A 16,890-nucleotide genomic window follows, 5' to 3' on the forward strand; every position below is an offset into this window, starting at 1 on the left:
TTCATTTTTTAATCCCTTTATTTCTTCCCCAACTTCATTTTTTAATCCCTTTATTTCTTCCCCAACTTCATTTTTTAGTCCCTTTATTTCTTCCCCAACTTCATTTTTTAGTCCATTAATTTTTTGATCCATAATACCAGCTATCGCTACTAATAATTCATTATCCGTCATTCAATCACCTCCTTCCATCAAGTAAAAAAAGTATATCATATATAGACTATAAAATCCATCCTACTTTGAGTATATTTTCCATTAATTTCTGTTCTATATTTCTCTTAACCGCCTCACCTTCAAAAGCCAAATGGATTGACTACCGCCTGCCAGTTTTTGCGGCGCCAACCACATTGCTGACCTGGTATTTTTATGAGTAAACGTGATGGGGCATCTGACCCCGCGGCAGTCTCCAAATGACCATGCAAGCATGCACGGCCGTTTGGCACGTCGCCCGTAGAAACCAAAAGGATCAGACCTGTAACTGCCAGAGCCTGAGATCATCCTATAAATCGGCCCTGCAAAAATTAGGGCTTCCCTTTGATTCCGCACTGATTCACGAGGTGCCTCCCTCACTATCCGGTTCCTATGAAAGCACAAAATCTCTGCTGCGCCAGGGAGTCACATTTCCGTCCGCCATGCTGGCGGTCAATGACTGTATTGCTCTGGGCGGTACGCCTGCTGGATCACAAGATCAGCCATCCAGGCTCCCCCTTTCAGAAGATGATGATCGACGGGGACCTGATCATTCGAAACAGCACCCGAAGCTACAGGCCCAGATAGTAACCCTGGCTCAAAATAGATTCCGTGCGGGCCAGTGTTTCTCTGGATTCCTCATAGTTATTTTTCGCCAGAGCCGCGATCAGATAATTCGTCAGGCATAACGGCGCGGCAAAAGAATTCTTATAGGAGATACTGGAGATCGCACAGGGAAGAATAATATCCCCATAACCGCTGACCGCCGAATAATTCAGGCTGGTCACCAAAATAACTTCCACACCCATGTTCTTAAGCCAGGATATAATCGTCGCCGCGATTTTCGAGTATCGGGGAAATAAGTAGGCGATACAGATATCTCCTTTTTCTGCCCCAACAATTTCCTCCGGGTAGATCATGCCAATCGATTGAACCAGGCGGACATTCTTTTTTATCTCCCCCAGGCGCGAGGCCAGATAGTGGGCAATGGAAAAAGAGCTGCGCATCCCCAGTATATAGACATTCCTGGCATCTGAGATATGTCTGATCACTTTCTGCAGATCCTCATCATTCTGGGCCGCCATTGTCTTCTGAATATTCTGTATGTCATTTGCGAAGGATTCGTTCAAAAGCTGATTGTCCGACAATACCATCATATTGTCCAGCCGTTCCGGCAGCGCAACTTTACTCTTTATATTACTCTGGATATCTTTTTGCATTTCCGAAAAACCAGCGTAACCCAGGACCCGGGAAAAGCGGATGACTGTTGTCGTGCTGACCCCGATCCGGGCAGCGATATCCTCCAGGGTACAAAACGCCACATGGTCCAGATTGTCCATCAGATAATTGGCGACAGCTTTCTGAGAATGTGTGAACATATCAAAATTTTCGGAGATTTTGTTCATAAAACCAGACATAGAAGTAACCTCCTTCCGAAAAACTAATACCATTATTCTAGCATTCTGAGAATCGTGTGTCAAATGGGGATGAGGGATGGTTTAGGGCTCGTATCAGCACAGCGAACCTGTCAATAACACACTGAACATTGACTTAGATTTTGTTAATTGCTATACTTTTAAGCATAAATATCTCAAAGGAGAGATAATCATGCCTATACCAGAAGAAATAACTCCTTCCGAATTGTTAATATCGAAGGCCGATATCTATGAAGCTTTGAAACAATGGATTATTGAGGGTAAGCTGGCTCCCGGGGAAAAGATACTTGATACGGAAATCGCCTCCCATTTTCATGTCAGCCGAACTCCGGTCAGAGAAGTATTGCAGTTGTTGGAAATGCAAAAACTGGTGAAATCATTTCCAGGGAAAGCGACCATTGTTACGGAAATTGAAAAGGAAAATATAGAACAGTGGTATCTTCCTATGACGGTCCTGCAAAAACTGGCAGTAAAAATCGCTGCCGAAAAGACCACCTCTGAAGATATCTGTATCCTTCAGTCCCTAAACCAGCACTTTGAAACAGAAATAGAGCACCGCAGCAGTATTATGGGCCTTTTAAATGCGGATAAGGCTTTTCACGAATATATTCTGCATATCGCTGACAATGCCTATATTTCCGACTTCTGCGAAACACTGTGGATCCATATTCAAAGGCTGGAATATAACTTTTTCAGGGAAACAACCGCTTTGTCCGAGTCCGTCAGCGATCACGAAAAGATCATCGAAGCCTTTGCCCGAAGGGATGGTTTTTCCGCAAGCCTGGCTATGAAGAACAATTGGGATAATACAGTAATACAAATTCAGAACCTCAGAATGCTGAACCGCATCTGATTATTTGCAGTCTCTATGGTCTGATCATACGAAGAGATCTCCTTCTGATAAACCGGCGTCCGTATGAAGCGGCAGCAAACGGGTGTATAGCCTGTTTTAGAATATCAGTCCGCTTGCTGCCGTATTTTGTTTATGGCTCACGTAGTCCGCTTATTTGTCAGATGACCCGAATCTCCTAACCCGGATAAACCGGAACCAAAATTTAGCCATTTCACGGAAAATCATTTATAAGCAGCCTAATGGATCAAGGCCAGATTCCTCTCATTTTTTTCGCTTCCACTGTACGTTTTACAGCGATCAGGTACGCGCCCGTCCGCAGCGTGACTTGTTTTTCCACCGCGATATCCCACACAGACCGGAAAGCATGATTCATCACTTTTTCCAGGTGAGTGTTAACTTCCTTCTCATCCCAGGACACAGACTGGATATTCTGCACCCATTCAAAATATGACACAACCACTCCCCCTGCATTGGCAAGAATATCCGGCACAATAACCGTTCCTTTTTGATTCAGGATTTCATCCGCCTCTATCGTCGTAGGTCCGTTTGCCGCCTCCAGGATAATGCGCGCTTTGATTTTATCCGCGTTTTGTCCGTTGATCTGATTCTCCAGAGCGGCCGGCACCAGGATTGTAACCTCGGTTTCCAATAGCTCCTGGTTCGAAATATGCCGGATATTTTTCTTTTTATAATCGCACAGCATATTTTTTTTGCCACTCTCCAGATAACGTATGATATCCGGAATATCCAGCCCTTCTTCCAGATACAGGCCTCCCGATACATCGCTGACCGCGGTCACTTTCATACTGCTTTCATAGAACAGCCTGGCCGTCGTGCTTCCCACATTACCCATCCCCTGAATGGCTGCGGTACATTCCTCAGCCGGTATTTTCAACCGGTCAAGCGTATTCAGGGCTGTAATCGCTACCCCTTTTCCGGTAGCCTCTTTTCGCCCAAGGGCCCCTCCAAGTGCGATCGGTTTTCCGGTCACCACGCCCGGTATGCAATGTCCCTTCAGCATACTGTAGGTGTCCATAATCCATCCCATCACATTCGCATTGGTTCCCACATCCGGGGCCGGTATGTCCTGGTCCGGCCCGATCAGCGGAGCGATCATGGCTGTATACCTCCTGGTCAGCCTTCGAAGCTCGGTGTCGGATAACAGGGACGGATCACAGATAACTCCGCCCTTTCCCCCGCCATAAGGGATATTAACCACCGCACATTTAAAAGTCATCCACGCCGCCAAAGCCTTTACTTCATCCAGATTAACCGAAGGATGATACCGGATCCCGCCTTTTGCAGGTCCGCGGGATGTGGAATGCTGTACCCGGTAGCCCTCAAAAACTTTAACATTGCCGTTATCCATAATGACCGGTATATATACTTTCAGCTCCCGCTCCGGATAATTGATCGCTTCATACTCGCTCTTTGAATATCCCAGTATCTCAGCCGCATTTTTTACAACAGACAGAACATTATCATAAGGATTATAATTCTTCATCTTCTCCTCCATACGTGCGCTTCCCCGCACATTCAGACATGGCCGAACTCTTTTCGTTCAACCTTTGGCTTTTCTTAGTGTTTGCAATATATCGCAAATTGCTTATATATCGTATTTTTTACTAGCGCGTATCATGTATTTAGTTTTTTCAAGCATAAAATAAACATTATTTCATTTTTTGGTCTCCCCGGATGCCGGCCTGTTCCAGCCAACATCCGGGGACAGGCCCCTTTCTCTGTGCGGTTACCGGGAATCCTGGATGCCGAAAGGTGCCGGTTCCCTCCCTATGCATGGATATCCCATGCCAAAGATTAAGTAAACTACGCTACTTTTTAAATTTCAGCAGGCCCCGGATATCAGATATGCTGCAGCCGGGATTCATATCACACGCACGCATCAGCACATTTAATTTATCTATTCTTTCTCCGGAACGCGGGGCCCCGTTTTTTATAAATCCCACTTCCAGCCCCAGCGCCAGGTCCATGACAACATCACCGATGACTCCCCCGGCCCGGCCGCTGGGTATCGCCAGCATTCCATTCTTCCGGGCAAACCGATAGGTATCCATCGCCTCCGTAATCGTGCCCACCTGGTTTGGTTTCAGGATGAACCCATCCAGCGCGCTCATTTGGTATGCCTTTTTGAGCCGGTCCAGGTTGGTAGCAACCAAGTCATCTCCGATGAGATTGGTCAGCCGGATCCTTTGGTGGGCTCTTTCATAAGCTTCCCAATCCTCTTCATCCAGCAGATCTTCGATAAATACAAAGGGGAATCTCTCCGTTAATTTTTCGCTATAGGCGATCATCTCATCCGCGCTGATCCGCCGCCCCTTAAGCAGATAGGAATTTGTCTCTTTCTCATACATTTCGCTGGATGCGCAGTCCAGTGCGAATCCGATCCGGCCCTGCCACCCGCAGCGTTTGACGGTCTCTTCCATAAGTTCCAGCACCACTTCCGGATCCCCGGAAGGAGCCGCATATCCGTATGACGGGGCAACTGCGGGTTTATGCCCCAGATATTTTCCGAGAACCGCCTCCAGCTCCTGGAATACCAATACCCCCATTTCCACCGCCTGGTCAATATGGTCCGCGCCATAAGGCATAATGATAAATTCATTGAAAGGCTGTGTCAAATTTTCGTAGCGGCCGCCATTCACTATATTAAAGCTCGGAACCGGGACCGTTTTAATCTTCCTTCCCGCTATATATTCATATAAGGGCTTCTTATTCAGCGCGGCCGCGGCCCGGAAACAGGCGATCGATACGGAATAGATCGCGTTCCCCCCAAGCCTTGTCTTTCCCGGCGTTCCGTCCAGTTCCAGCATAACAGCGTCAATATCCGCCAGACATTCCACATCTTTCCCCAGCAAAGCCGGCGCGATAATCCGGTTCACATTTTCCACCGCTTTGCGTACGCCGAGGCCATGATACTCTTTCTTATCTTCATCTCTTAACACATATGCTTCCGCCGCTCCGACCGATGACCCGGTCGGCGCACATCCGCGCCCCGCGGATCCATCTTCCGTGACTACATCAACCTCCACCATGGGGCGGCATTTACAGTCCAGAACCTGGCGCGCGTGAATAGATACAATTTCAGATTTCATATTTTCCTCCTGCGTCGCATTTATTGCGCCATAAATTCAGGTATAGACGCCGGTATATACAGTACGTTGAAATCACAAAGGTTCGTACCCGTATTCCCCGTATAGACCACATCTTCCATCTGTTCCAATGCCTCATAACACGCGTGTCCCCTGAGAGCCTCATAGGGACTCACCTGTTTTTGCACCGCAGTCCCCAGGCTGGTTGAATCTGTAATTCCGCCTGCCGCCGGCGTTGTACCATCCGTCCCTTCCGAGTCGATCGACAGCATACAGACCCCTTTTGTTTTGGATGCCGGAATAGCAAAGCTTAAAGTTAATTCCTGCGAGGGCCCGCCATGCCCGGTTATCACACGATTATCCGGAATCTGCGTGGTGGTCTCACCGGCACAGAGCAGGACGCACGGCGCCTTTACCGGATTTCCATAAGCTTGTACCTCCCTGGCAATGGAGGCCATAACCGTCCCCGCGTCTTTGCTTTCCCCTTCCAGGAATGATGTCAGGATAAACGCCTGCAGCCCCATCTCCTGCGCTATTTCTTTCGCATAGATACAAGAATCCGGCAGCGTATTTAACAAATAATAGGTATTTTCCGGAAATTCCTTAGGCGTTTCCTTATCAGGCCCCGCTTTCATCAGATAGTCCACTACAGACGCAGGCAGACGCCCGGCCACATCATAATCCCGAATGACACGCCTGGCATCTTCAAGCGTCGTCTTATCCGGCCCCATGGGCGTGCTGGCATAAGCGGCATACGGCACCCCAATATCGGTGGTGGGTGGATTCCCCACCGCGTCGCTGATCCCGAACCCAATGAGTTCCGCCCCTGTTTTTTGGATCCGTTTGGCTAGCATCCCGCCATTCATCTGCGAGATATGCCGGCGGACCGCATTGATTTCATAGATACCAGCTCCCGATTTTAACATGATATCCGTGGTATCTATTTCATCCTGCAGGGATATTCCATCGACAGGGCAGCTCATTAATGCGGAACTTCCCCCACTGATCACCACTATAAACAAATCGTCCGGTTTCGCACCGTCTACCAATTCCAGGATCTTTTTACAGGCGCGGTATCCCTCTTCATTGGGAAGCGGATGTCCCCCCACATAGATATCCGTATGATGAAAGACATCCGTATCCTCCGCCACTTTAACGATCGCGATCCCCTTCTTCAGGCGGCCGCCAAGTATCTCATCGATCGCCATGGCCATAGCATTGCAGGCCTTTCCCGCACCTATCAGATATACATTCCCTTTTCGGGACAGATCCCAGGTTTTTGTACCGATATGTAACAGATCCCCTTCCAACCGGGTAATACTTTTGATCCTTTCATAGGCATCCAGCCTTTGCAGCGTCTTCTCCGTAATGTCCAGAACGATCTTCCTGGATTCGACATCGCCATGACCGGTTAACTGGTGATAATTTTTAATTTTGCGCATATACTGCGTACCTCCTGCTCTTTTCCTTAATTCGGTTTGCTTTACAGATTTCCCCTTTTTCATACTATTTGTATTAAATAATACATTTATTATATTGCCATATATCGCAAATGTCAAGATGTATATCTATATTTATGTGCAATTTGCATATTTTTCGTCTTGTTATTTTATATATTTATAACATTATTCTATTATATCATTGACTATCGCGATATACTATGATAATATTTTTGTATTAAATAAAACATTATGTATTTAAGATTTCCCCAAACCAAAATGACAGAATTACCGAAAGGAGAATCAAACATGGGAAAACGAACAGAGTTCCTTTACTTGTCAGAATCTGATACAATCGAAGCTGGAGTACTGGACGCGGACCGATGTGTCCGAAATGCAGAAGAAGTATTTACCCTTTTAAGCAAGGGGGATTATCTAATGGGAGGAAGCAACCATAACAGTCATGGTTTAGGCTTGGTGTTTCCTAAAGACAGCCCTTTCCCGAATATGCCGCTGGCAGGCCCGGACAGACGCTTTGTAGCCATGCCCGCTTATTTGGGCGGAAGATTTGATGTATGCGGGAATAAATGGTATGGTTCCAACGCCGCCAATCCGTCCAACGGGCTTCCCAGATCCGTCCTTACCGTAACTTTAAACGACAAAGATACCGGAGAACCTCTGGCTTTTATGTCCGCCAACCTGTTGAGCGCCGCCAGGACCGGTGCGGTTCCGGGGGCGGCTGCCAAGCATCTGGCGCGGAAGGATTCAAAAGTCTGCGCGGTAGTGGGATGCGGGCCGATCAACCAATCCTGCTACCGCTCCATCGTTTCACAGCTTCCGGATATCCGGGAAGTGATCTGTTACGATCTGTTTGAAGAAAAAGCCGGCAGTTTTTTGAACTGGTCTAAAGTAGAACTGGGGATTTCGGGTAAGATCTCCTCCGACCTGGAAGAGGTGTTAAGAAATGCGGATGTGGTGACCATCGCGGCCTCCCGTTTAAAACCTTTATACTTCAAGGATGAATGGATTAAAAAAGGGGCCACGGTTCTGGTGACCGGCCCGGTACATACGGACGAGTCCTTCTGGCTCTGTTCCAAAATTGTCTATGATAACACAAAGCTTCATGAAGCGTACATGCAGGAAGCGGCCGAATCAGGAAATAAAAAGAATTATTACGCGGGTGTCATCGGCGGCCCGTTGTACACCTTAATGGATGATCACCTGCTCCCCCCCTTATGCGAGTCCGTCAGCTTAGGAGATGTCATTCTGAGGAAAAAACCCGGACGGACACGGGATGATGACAGAATCACCTTTATCGCATGCGGCATGGCGACTTTTGATGTGGGGCTTGGATATGATTTATACGTAACTGCAAAAGAGAATGGGATCGGCCAGCGCTTAGTACTTTGGGATGATCCTTATCAGAGCTAATCAATCGGGAGGAAGTGTGGTATGAAAAAAATCAGGCCCTTCGGCGCCCTGGATCAGCTGGGTTATACGTTTGGGGAATTGGGAAACAACTTTTTATTTGCATTTATGGAGGCGTTTTTTCTTACTTTTTGTACTTATGCGCTGGGAATCAGCCCGTTTTTTATGGGTACCCTGTTTTTATTCGCAAGGCTATGGGATGCCGTCAACGATCCCATCCTGGGTTCTTTCCCGGACCGCTGGAAGATCGGCAAAGGAACCGACCGTTTTAAACCTTATATAAAACTGGCGTTACCTCCGATCTTTATATTTGCCATCTGCTGTTTTATCGATATATCCAGCTGGGTATCTGTGGTAAAGCATATCTGGATCTCAGCCGCCTATATCCTCTACGGTATGAGCTATACCGCGCTGACGATGCCTTATGGCAGCCTGTCAAACGTGATCACCTCGGATAATCTGGAACGGACCAAATTATCCCGCGCCCGCGGTTTGGGCGGACTGCTCACCGCGATCCCCATGACGATCGCTCCCATATTTTTATTTAACAAAGATACCGGTGCGGTCAGTACCACAGGCTTTTTCGGAGTAGCTGTTGTATTTGCCTCTATGACGGTCATCTGTTATTTTGTGCTGCTGAAATGTACGGTAGAGCGGGTGGAAATTCCATCATCCAATGTAAAATATAACTTTGGCCATGTCATTAAAACCTCGCTTAAAAGCCGGCCTCTGGTGGGAGCCATGGTTGCCGCTTTCGGCGGAATGCTGGCCATCACCGGCCAAACCGGTCTGGGTTCCTTTCTTTATAAGGAATACTACGGGAATCCTCAGATTCTGTCGATTGCCAGCTTTCTTTCCCTTCCGATGATTTTGATCCTGTTTCCGATCGTTCCTGTTTTGGAGAAAAAATTCGGCAAACGGAAAGTGATCGTAAGCGTGACTTCCTTCGGACTTATATTGAGCGCTATTTTATTCCTGGTTCCCATAGCCAATCCGTACCTCTATCTGGTTTTAAACATCTTTGCAACTCTGGGCAACCAGCTTTTGGTTATGTTTATCTGGGCGGTGGTAAATGACTGCATAGATTATATGGAATACACGACTTCCGAACGGAATACCGGAACGGTTTACTCCATTTTTACATTTTCCAGAAAACTGGGCTCAACCTTTGCGGCCACTTTCTCAAGCTACGCACTGGGATGGGTCGGGTATCAGTCCGCAGCCGCCCAGCAGCTCCCAGGAGTCGCCGGTAATATCCGGTACCTGTGTACGGCAATACCGCTGATCAGTACCGCTTTGATCGTGGTCGGCATGGGTGTCATTTACAACTTGAAAAAAGAAGATTCCGAGAAAATCAATCAGATATTAAAACAGGCAAAAGAGGCCTAAGAAGCCCCGGCCATAAATTAAGGAGGTTATCGCATGCCAGATTATTCCCATATCGAAGTAATACAGCTGCTAAAAAAACTGGTATCTATCGAGAGTACAAATGTGGGGTCCTATGAAAAAGAGATCGGCGACTTTATCTATCACTGGCTGGAAACTGAGACAGCCGGCACCGGAGTAAGCCTCCTTCGGGATGAGGCGCTGCCGGGCAGATATAATATAGTCGCGGAGTTGAAAGGTGAGATCGAACGGCCTAATTTCGTATTTATCACACACATGGATACGGTCCCTGTGGGGAATGGTTGGACGAAGGATCCGTTCAAAGGCGAGATCATCGACGGTAAGCTTTACGGCCGGGGCGCTCTTGACATGAAGCAGGGAGTGGCCTCCGCCATGATCGTATTCCGGGATCTTGCAAAATCCGGCAAACGACCCAAACATTCGATTCTTTTCATCGGTTCCGTGGACGAAGAAGGAAATGTGATGCAAGGGGCCGTGCAAGCCGTTAAAAATGGCTGGATCAACAAAGACAGCTGGGTACTGGATACAGAACCCACCGCCGGGTACATTATGGGAGCGCATAAGGGAAAAACATGGTTTGAAATAAAGACCAAGGGCAAACCGGCCCATGGCAGTGTGCCGCAGATGGGCATCGACGCGATCGCCGCTATGGGTGAAATCATCAGCGAGCTGAGGGCACGTATCGCCCAGTGGCCGGGCACAGAAGAAATGGGTCCGTCGACCATCTGCTTCGGCACTGTCCAGGGCGGCGTGAATACTAATATCGTGGCGGATGAATGCACGCTGACCATCGACATGCGGCTGTCGCATCCGCTGACCACAGAAGGTTCCATCCATCTGGTCGAGGAAGCGATTCAGGCAGGAACCCAGAAGGTTCCCGGCTCGTCAGGGACCTATAGAATTATCGCCGCAAGGCCTTATATCCTGATGGATGAGGAAGCGCCCCTATATCTGGCACTGAAAAAAGCTGCGGAAAAGATCACCGGGAAGCCGCCAGTTACCATGCTTCTGACCGGTTATACCGATTCCGGCGTGGCCACCGCGGAATGCGGCTGCATAAACGCGATGTCCTATGGCGCCAAAGGAAACAATGCCCATCAGGCTGATGAATATGTGGATTGCGGCAGTGTGTTGACATTGGTTGACGTTTTACATGAACTGATGAATTACGTCAGCTGACTTACTTTACTTCGCCCGGCGCCGGTCGTATCTCAGAAACAGCAGGAAAATGGAGTCAATCAGAAAGATCGCAAGCGCAATTGCTCCTGCAATCATAAATGTTTCAAACAGATATGCCTTAACGGCCTCAAAATCTTTCTCCAGCATGTAGTATACTACACGGAACATGCCGACGCCGGGCACGATCGGCAGAATTCCCGGAACAAAGAAAGTGGTTACCGGAGCTTTTCTGCTCCGGGCCAGGATGTTGGACAGCAGGGCAACCACGATCGCTGAAATCAGACTTCCCATAATCGTGCTGTTTTCCACGTGAAGCACCACCAGATAAATGAGCCAGCCAAGAGCGCCGGTGGTACTGGTAAACAGCAGATATTTCCTGGGAACCTCCAGGATAATGGAGAAGCACAGGACGGATACAAATGCGCCGATAATCTGTAGTATCATAGCAGGACCTCCCATCCGAACAAACCACAAATACCAAGGCCGAGACCTACGCCCAACGCGATCGCCAGAGCCTTCACAAAGGCCTCCAGCATTCTGGCTCCGCCGGACATGTAATCCCCCTGAAGGGTATCCCGGGCCGCGTTGGTTACCGCCACTCCCGGCATCATCGGCATCATCGTCGCTATGATGATCAGATCCAGATGAACCGGTACCGGCAGGAACCGCCCCACCGCACAGGCGCAGACTGCGATGGCAGCGCAGATGCAGAAGTCCCGGATAAACGGCCTCAGGCCAAGCCGGCTGCCTCCATAGGTCATGGCCGCCATCAGGATACCGCACACTGCTGCATTCACACAGTCGATGGCATGTCCGCCCAGCAGCATCGTATAGAAAATAGATACCAGCACCAGACACAGGTTAACCAGGTAAGGGCGGTAGATCTTCTCCCGGGACACGGACATAAGCTCTTCCCGGGTTTCTTTCAAGGACAGGGCACCTGCGCAGAAACGCCGGGATATCTCATTGACCCGGCAGATCCGGTTCAGATTCGTATCCCGGTTCTTAATCCTGCGCACGACGGTAATCGGATTCATGTCCCGGTCCGAAGCCGTCACTAAAATGGAGGTCGTCAGCACCACTGCTTCCACCCTGGCCGGCTTTTGGGCTTTCAGCATATGGTTAATCGTCTCTTCACAGCGGTAGGTTTCCGCATTATTCTTTAACATGATCTCACCGGCTAACACAGCGGTGTCTGTCAGGGATTGATAGTCCACGGGCTCACCCTCTTCTTTTCTGAAATAGATGCCTAATCTGATATGCTTCTATCGTTTCATGTTAGCATCATAGCACATGCCCCAGGCCGCTTCAAGGGTCAAAAAACCAGCGGCAATGAATCCTGTTCAAAGCCGCCGGTTCCCTGCATACCGCACATCGGTCTGTTATTTTATTCGGCCGCATAAAGACCTATAGCAGCACGAAACATATTTAAATTTATCCAACCCGGGTTACTCTCAAAACTCTAAAGAAACCCCTGTCTCGTAGATGTTCTCATCTACCAGCAGCTGCACACGGAATTTTCCGCTCAGCCCCTTCTTATTGATAAACAGATCCACATTTCGGGGATTGTTCTTCAGGAACGTTCCGACACACATTGCTTCGAAATTCTTGGATGCCGACGTGTTGATATAATAGCGGTGGACGCTTCCATCCTCACTGGTCAGCAGCAGCATTGCCAGCTGTCCTTTTTCATAGGTGGCATTGAACAGGATCCTGTCTTCTTCTTCCGTGAGGGAAGCCTCATAGTGATCCGGTACCGTTTCACCGGCAGCCTGTGCCGGCACCTCGGTGTCGAATTCCCCGGTAACGCTCATAGTCCCGCATATCCGCCCGGCTCCCAGCTCCATCACTTCCCCGGCATAGTAAGGGGGAAGTTTCTCGGCCCGGAATACATTGGACGGGACGTGCAGCTCATAGACCACCTCATCATTTACGATCTCACAGGTGATGGAGTTCAGACGGCAGTCCGGCCCCGTGCCGTCCATGCTGCCCAGTCCCTCTAACGGTTCGCCGTTCTTGTAAGCGATTCCGCCGGAGTGTACCATATATCGCCCTTCCCCATAATACTCTACATTACAGATATAAGGGGAGAAGAAATCCGCGCCCCGCTCTTTTCCATACTGCCAGACCTGACGGACGGTGCGCGCCTGCGTATCGATGTGGTAACGGACGCCTCTGGAATAGCTGTCCGCTGCCTTGGCGTACTGTTCCCTGATCTTCGAGCGGTAATGTCCATTGTCGAACATCATGATATCCCCATCCGGGCAGACCAGAACACCGTGCTGTTCATAGGACCACTCAAAAGGTTCTCCCTCGGGTTTGAAGAAATACCGGTTCACAAAGTCCTCCGGCCAGCCGGCAGGGTCACTGAGAACCCAGTTCAGCTCCCCGCTCACATAATCGATATTGATCACCGCATCCTGATGCCGCCCGGACAGCGTGATGGAATCGGTTTTTTTATCATACCACACGGCATTATTATGAAACCAGTCGTGGGCGGAGCCGGAACCCGAGTAGGTGGATGCGCACTGATAGGGCAGCAGCTTTTTATAATCCCAGGTGCGCAGAATCTTACCCGTCTCCCGGTCTGCCAGAGCCAATACATCCTCCACTGTTTCCGCGTCCGGCGCCTGGGTCAGCATCAGAATGTTCCCGTCATCCATCTCAAATGTGTCATGATGATAACCGCCCGGCACTCGGTATTCCCGGTAGATCTTGCCATGCACGCCCATCTCGTAAACACCGCTGACGTAGTAGGGCAGCCGGATCAGACGATCCGTTCCCACCAACAGATGCCCGTTGGCCAGCCGCTTCATGTCAAAGGATACGTTCACCGTCAGATACCAGCGGACATCTCCCCGGTAATCACAGGCCAGAGCGTCCGCCTTGGAGGTCTGGGTCAGGAAGATCAGATTATCTCCCATGTGATCTTTATTTTCTTTACAGAAGGTGGGTACCGGAACCTCCGGCGCCAGCGGCTTCGTGCGGATCGTCACCAGGCTGGTCTCGCCCCCTGAAGTTCTGAGCTCCACCGTATTCTCATAATCCCCGTATAACCCATATACCGGCAGGATATGCACCGTATCCCGAGGAAACGTATGGGAAATATCTCCTGCGGGCTCTTTTCCTTTTACCGTCAGAGTAATCTCCTGCTTTACATTCGTGCGGAACAAGATCAATGCCGTCAACGGGGAAATCAGATACGGGTTCAGTTTTACCAGAGGGACTTCCAGAGTATAGTTCCCCTGTTCAAACTCCGCCAGTATCTCCTGCTCCGCCTTGTTCTGTCTTGTGACCAGATGTTCTTTTTTTTCATATTTTATAGCTTTCGCATCCATATTTTTCCTCCAGTCCCGCAGTTTGCTGCGGCCTTCATGCAGGCAGAGTCCCGCATAACCGGGACCTGCCTTTTCGATACCAGTTACTTCAGGAATCCGGTCAGCGACCAGTAAGGGAATATAATAATGATCAGGAATATAATGCTGAGAACCGTTCGTGTCGTACAGAATTTGATCGCCTTTTTCATATCAAACACATCATAGCTGAACAGGATCAGGAACAGTGCCCATTCGTAAGGGAAGAACAGCTGCTCTACGCCCCATACAAAGCTGAACGTGGTGCCTACAATGCTCAGACCCAGTTTGGATGCGATATCGATGAACAGCGGTGAGAAAGCTGCCATACCGGCCAGAGGCGTCATCATCATATCGGTAATTACACCCGTCAGCCATGCAAACGCGGTCATTCCCAGGTTTCCTACGTTCTGTAGAAGCGGCATCACGATACTGCTGACCAGGTCCGCAACACCGACTGCGTTGGACATGCTTCCGATGGACATGGTTGCAGCCACAAAGAACACCATCGGGAAATTAACAGACTTCAGGTCCTCCACTTCCGCCACCTGCACACCCGGCAGATAGCAGGCGATCACCGCCAGTGAGAACAGCCATCCGGCGTCGATATTGGTAAATATCATAGCGATGACAAGTAAAACCAGGACTACCAGGAATTTGATCTCTTTGGGTTTCATTTTCCCAAGTTCCTTATATTTTTCAACAAAGTACTCTTTCCCGTCGATCTGCACATCCTGTTTGAACAGAATCCTTACCATGACCAGCAGGACGATGGTCCAGATCAGCATGATCGGGAAGTTGCTGATGAAATATTCCATCCAGCTAACCGCATGGCCCGTCTCTTTTAAGTAGGAGTTGACCAGCTGAAGATTCTCACTGGCGGATAAATACAGCCAGGCCGGAGCAATGGCGGCCACAAAGCCAGCGAACATAATACCGGCTCCGGTATTACTATTGTTCTTTATTTTCAGGGCATGGTAGATCCCATAGCAGAGGGCGCAGTATAAAGCCACCCGGCCGGTCATATTCGGCACCAGCAGCGCCACAATCACACCTGACAGAACGATCCCGGTAACAATACCCTTGTAGGACCCACCGGTCTTAACGATGAAAAAATATGCGATTCTCTGCATCAGCCCGCTTTTTTCAAATATAACGGACAGCGTCAGTCCGCCCAGGGACAGCCACACGACAGACCCTGTCCAGGGCCCCAGCACCACGGCAGCGGGCGCCACACCCCAGAGGATAGCCCCGATCGTCAGTAACAGCCCGGAGACATACACCGGCATCAGGTTCATAGCCCAGGTCAGAATCGCCCACGCGGTAACCACGAAAAACTTTCTCATTTCCGGAGTGACGGCATCCGTCTGCGGAATAATAAAATACAGTAGTGCCGGAACACCGATTGCAATCACCCATTTTATAATCTGTCCATACGGTAACGTTTTTTTGTTCATTCCCCGATCCTCACTTTCATTTGCCCATTGCGTGAAAAAGCTTTTGTCCTATAGTGTAATGCTATATGGCAAAAGCTTTTTCAAAAGCGCACCCTTCTCACGTTATGCGCCTGTTTCATTGACTGCAAGTCATATAGCATGAACCTACATACGGTCTGCGCATGCCGGCCGGACATGCGGTCGACCGGCCATGCAGGCTTTTCTCACACAAATTATCTGTGAACATCCTTGAATGCTTCTGTCTGCGCTTTGATTCCTCTCTCAGCAGCAAACCGTTCGATACTGGATGCTCCGAAGAATCCGTCGATTTCCGGAATTCTCTCGATTACATACTGTGCATCTTCCGGTTCTGCGATGGGGCCGCCGTGGCAGATGACCATAACATCCGGATTAACGCTTCTTCCGCCTTCGATGATGGCTTTAATTTTCACTACACAGTCATCCAGCGTAAGGGCAGTCTGCGCTCCGATGGTTCCCTTGGTGGTCAGGCCCATATGGGCAACCAGAATGTCGGCTCCTGCTTCCGCCATGGCTTTTGCCTGCTCGGGGTCGAATACATAGGGACAAGTCAGCATATCCAGCTCGTGAGCCTTGCGGACCATCTCTACTTCCAAACCATAACCCATGCCGGTTTCCTCCAGGTTCTGGCGGAATACGCCATCGATCAGTCCTACGGTAGGGAAGTTCTGAACACCGTTAAATCCCATATCCTTGAGCTGTTTCAAATAGACATCCATCACACGGAACGGGTCGGTTCCGCACACGCCAGCCAGTACCGGTGTATTCTTCACTACCGGGAGCACCTCGGACCCCATCTCCACAACGATCTGGTTCGCATCGCCGTAGGATAACAGTCCCGATAGGGATCCTCTGCCCGCCATCCGGAACCGTCCGGAATTATAGATGATCAGCATATCGGCTCCGCCTGCTTCGCTGCTCTTAGCGGTGATTCCGGTGCCGGCGCCAACGCCTACGAGAATTTTTCCATTTGCTGTTTCCTCTTTGAATTTGGCTAAAATCTCCGTTCTTGACATTGTGTTCATTT

General features: G+C 49.4%; 14 protein-coding genes. 5 read left to right on the forward strand and 9 right to left on the reverse strand.

Annotated elements, in window-relative coordinates; translation table 11 throughout:
• The first annotated feature begins 642 nt into the window (after positions 1-642).
• A complete protein-coding gene (locus KTH90_RS24835) occupies positions 643-774 on the forward strand; it encodes a hypothetical protein (RefSeq protein WP_275061312.1) in 132 nt (43 codons plus the stop codon).
• Here KTH90_RS24835 and KTH90_RS04555 read toward each other — a convergent pair.
• A complete protein-coding gene (locus KTH90_RS04555; protein ID WP_158349902.1) occupies positions 759-1,604 on the reverse strand; it encodes a MurR/RpiR family transcriptional regulator in 846 nt (281 codons plus the stop codon). The genes KTH90_RS24835 and KTH90_RS04555 overlap by 16 nt on opposite strands.
• A gap of 190 nt (positions 1,605-1,794) precedes the next feature.
• Between KTH90_RS04555 and KTH90_RS04560 the strand changes: the two genes are divergently transcribed.
• Positions 1,795-2,475 (forward strand): GntR family transcriptional regulator, encoded by a 681-nt coding sequence (locus KTH90_RS04560; RefSeq protein ID WP_158349903.1) that lies wholly within the window; start codon positions 1,795-1,797, stop codon positions 2,473-2,475.
• A gap of 244 nt (positions 2,476-2,719) precedes the next feature.
• Here the strand turns inward: KTH90_RS04560 and KTH90_RS04565 are convergent, their stop codons facing one another.
• The 3 genes from KTH90_RS04565 to KTH90_RS04575 form a co-directional block, all read right to left on the reverse strand.
• Positions 2,720-3,979, reverse strand: a complete 1,260-nt coding sequence (locus KTH90_RS04565) for a Glu/Leu/Phe/Val family dehydrogenase (RefSeq protein WP_238726338.1) — start codon at positions 3,977-3,979, stop codon at positions 2,720-2,722.
• 325 nt (positions 3,980-4,304) lie between these two features.
• Positions 4,305-5,585 (reverse strand): phosphopyruvate hydratase, encoded by a 1,281-nt coding sequence (gene eno, locus KTH90_RS04570; RefSeq protein ID WP_158349905.1) that lies wholly within the window; start codon positions 5,583-5,585, stop codon positions 4,305-4,307.
• 20 nt (positions 5,586-5,605) lie between these two features.
• Entirely contained in the window at positions 5,606-7,024 is a 1,419-nt protein-coding gene (locus KTH90_RS04575; protein ID WP_158349906.1) for a glycerate kinase type-2 family protein, read from the reverse strand.
• A 306-nt stretch (positions 7,025-7,330) separates the two neighbouring features.
• Between KTH90_RS04575 and KTH90_RS04580 the strand changes: the two genes are divergently transcribed.
• From KTH90_RS04580 to KTH90_RS04590, 3 genes are read left to right on the forward strand one after another with little or no spacing between them, the layout of a single operon-like run.
• Positions 7,331-8,452, forward strand: coding sequence for a tyramine oxidase subunit B (locus KTH90_RS04580; protein WP_238726339.1), 1,122 nt, complete (start codon positions 7,331-7,333; stop codon positions 8,450-8,452).
• A 21-nt stretch (positions 8,453-8,473) separates the two neighbouring features.
• Positions 8,474-9,838 (forward strand): MFS transporter, encoded by a 1,365-nt coding sequence (locus KTH90_RS04585; RefSeq protein ID WP_158349908.1) that lies wholly within the window; start codon positions 8,474-8,476, stop codon positions 9,836-9,838.
• 33 nt (positions 9,839-9,871) lie between these two features.
• The gene (locus KTH90_RS04590) at positions 9,872-11,035 is read left to right on the forward strand and encodes a M20 family metallopeptidase (protein ID WP_158349909.1); all 1,164 of its coding nucleotides are present in this window, start codon (positions 9,872-9,874) and stop codon (positions 11,033-11,035) included.
• Positions 11,036-11,041: 6 nt separating this feature from the next.
• Here KTH90_RS04590 and KTH90_RS04595 read toward each other — a convergent pair whose 3' ends face one another.
• The 5 genes from KTH90_RS04595 to KTH90_RS04615 form a co-directional block, all read right to left on the reverse strand.
• Positions 11,042-11,479 carry a threonine/serine exporter family protein gene (locus KTH90_RS04595; protein ID WP_238726340.1) on the reverse strand — a complete coding sequence of 146 codons (438 nt, stop codon included), beginning with the start codon at positions 11,477-11,479 and terminating at the stop codon, positions 11,042-11,044.
• Positions 11,476-12,252, reverse strand: coding sequence for a threonine/serine exporter family protein (locus KTH90_RS04600; protein ID WP_158349911.1), 777 nt, complete (start codon positions 12,250-12,252; stop codon positions 11,476-11,478). The genes KTH90_RS04595 and KTH90_RS04600 overlap by 4 nt, the downstream gene beginning before the upstream one ends.
• Positions 12,253-12,489: 237 nt before the next feature.
• Complete coding sequence (locus KTH90_RS04605; protein ID WP_158349912.1) at positions 12,490-14,373, reverse strand: aryl-sulfate sulfotransferase; 1,884 nt, start codon at positions 14,371-14,373, stop codon at positions 12,490-12,492.
• A gap of 83 nt (positions 14,374-14,456) precedes the next feature.
• On the reverse strand, positions 14,457-15,845 hold the full coding sequence (locus KTH90_RS04610; RefSeq protein WP_158349913.1) for an SLC13 family permease: 1,389 nt from the start codon (positions 15,843-15,845) through the stop codon (positions 14,457-14,459).
• Between the two features lie 212 nt (positions 15,846-16,057).
• Positions 16,058-16,888, reverse strand: a complete 831-nt coding sequence (locus tag KTH90_RS04615; RefSeq protein ID WP_158349914.1) for a phosphoenolpyruvate hydrolase family protein — start codon at positions 16,886-16,888, stop codon at positions 16,058-16,060.
• Positions 16,889-16,890: the final 2 nt, after the last annotated feature.

It is taken from the genome of Diplocloster modestus (genome assembly GCF_019042245.1).
GTDB lineage: Bacteria > Bacillota > Clostridia > Lachnospirales > Lachnospiraceae > Diplocloster > Diplocloster modestus.